At 56.9% G+C, this 1,758-nt stretch carries 3 protein-coding genes; all 3 read right to left on the reverse strand.

Annotation, left to right across the window (positions count from 1 at the left end; genetic code table 11):
• The coding region (locus ACOVRA_RS14345) for an ATPase, T2SS/T4P/T4SS family (protein WP_421720892.1) at positions 1-476 on the reverse strand (476 nt) is incomplete at its 3' end.
• 3 nt (positions 477-479) lie between these two features.
• Positions 480-1,034 (reverse strand): hypothetical protein, encoded by a 555-nt coding sequence (locus ACOVRA_RS14350; RefSeq protein WP_395777597.1) that lies wholly within the window; start codon positions 1,032-1,034, stop codon positions 480-482.
• Between the two features lies 1 nt (position 1,035).
• The coding region (locus ACOVRA_RS14355; RefSeq protein WP_421720893.1) for a type IV secretory system conjugative DNA transfer family protein at positions 1,036-1,758 on the reverse strand (723 nt) is incomplete at its 5' end.

Consider the following 1,758-nt stretch of genomic DNA (forward strand, 5'->3'; position numbering starts at 1 on the left):
GATGTGCCGCCTGAAATCAGGATATTCTTGCGTTCTGTTGCCGCTGTTTCGATCAGTTGCTTTTGCTCTTGGCTAAGAATGCCTTGGGCTTGATAGTTATCGAGGGTAAAGATGCGGGCAGGCCGTTTGCGGATCGAAAAGGCTGCGGCACGACTGACAGGCGGCAGCACACCTTGGAAACGCTCGCCGGTTTGCGGCAAAACACCAGAGAGTCTTGGGTCTTCGGGTAGCACCGGCTCACCGACATAATCGGCGATCAGGCGAATGACGCGGTCACGGGCTTCGGGGCTTAGGGTCTCACCGGTTAGCTGGCGTCCACCACCAATTGTGTCGAGGATCAATTGCCCATCAGGATTGGCAAGAATTTCCACCACATCAGGATCGACCAAGGCCGCCAAAGCGGTGTGACCCAGTGCATGGCGCAGAGCTTCAAGGCGACGCTCGGCAATGATAGGATGATCACCGAGCTTGGCCATGGTTTAGACCCCTTCACTATCGGAGTTTGGGACGACAAGTTCTCCGGTCAGATCATTGGCGGGTTGAGCTTTGGCGCTTTCCAATTCCTTGGCGTCTGCCGCTGCCCTGATACTGGCAGGTTCGCCGGTATTGGTGATTTCCCGACCCAGCCGCGTCAGGCGCAAGCGTTCGGCAACTTCATTGATGGCGTGGCTCATCAATACATCAACTGATCCCCGATAGGCTGGATCACGCTCTTCAGGGCTTTCAGGGATTCGAGAGAACAAGGTACGCAGTGCGATGAACAGCATTTCTTCAATGATGATCAAGTCGCGCCCAGTTGTGCGCCCCTGCTCTGCCACCCGCCGCTCCAATGCCAGCAAGCGGTTGTCGGCATCGGCCTCAACCTTGCCCCGCAGTCCCCGTTCAAGGATGGCTGACGCCGCTTGGCTCAAGCTCATGTTTCGCGCTTTGGCTTCGCGTTCGAGTGCTGCACCGACCTCTTCACGCGCCAGATAAATTTGGATGCGTGTCGGGCCGGGCTTAGGTTTGGCAATTGGTCTTGGTTTGGCTCCCATGTCAGAAATCCCCCTCGTGCAAGAGTTTCAAGATGTTGCGCGCATTGGTGTTGGCAGCGCTCTCTTCAGGCACTACCGGGTCAGCATTGGCGGCTTCAGCCTCGGGCTTTGGTTCTGCCTGAGCCACAGGCAGTTGGACGATCACAGCAGGTGCCGGTTCCCGCTTGGGTGTCGAAACTGAGCCTTCATCCAACCTCGCCTCTAGATTGAGTTCAGGTTGGCGTGGCCGGGATTTTTCGGCCTTGGCGCGCTGCATGGCGGCTTCATGCTCGCCCTGAACTTCAACGCGGCGGGCCTCAGCGCGCTCTTCAAAAGTCATCGCCACTTGCGGATCGCCAAAGCCAGCAGGCTTTATGTCCATCCAAGGATGAACTGGCCGTTCGGGGGTTTGAAGCTGTTGGGCCTGATTGTGCGGTTTAATGGTCGCACGCTCTGCCATCCACTCGACCTTGTCATATTGAAGCTTTGTCAAACGGTAAGGCCGGTGACCAGCAATGAAGACCAGTTGTTCGTTGTCGGGTAGTGCGCCCACTTCCGATGGGTCCATCAGGGAACGCTCGACTTCAGCAATCGTGCGGCTGCCACCTTTGTCAGCGAAATGATGCGGCAAGCTGGCACTCACACGCGTATCCGTCACAAGCCCGGTCAACTTGGAGACTTTCTCGCGCGTTAGCGGGTCAAGTGCAGCAAAGGCCACATAGATGTGCGTGTTATCCAGAAAGCC

Source organism: Aquidulcibacter sp. (genome assembly GCF_049239865.1).
Taxonomy (GTDB): domain Bacteria; phylum Pseudomonadota; class Alphaproteobacteria; order Caulobacterales; family Aquidulcibacteraceae; genus Aquidulcibacter.

Bases quoted from the DNA above. Each gene is read 5' to 3' on its own strand.
- ACOVRA_RS14350 (WP_395777597.1), bottom strand. From the start codon at position 1,034: ATGGGAGCCAAACCAAGACCAATTGCCAAACCTAAGCCCGGCCCGACA.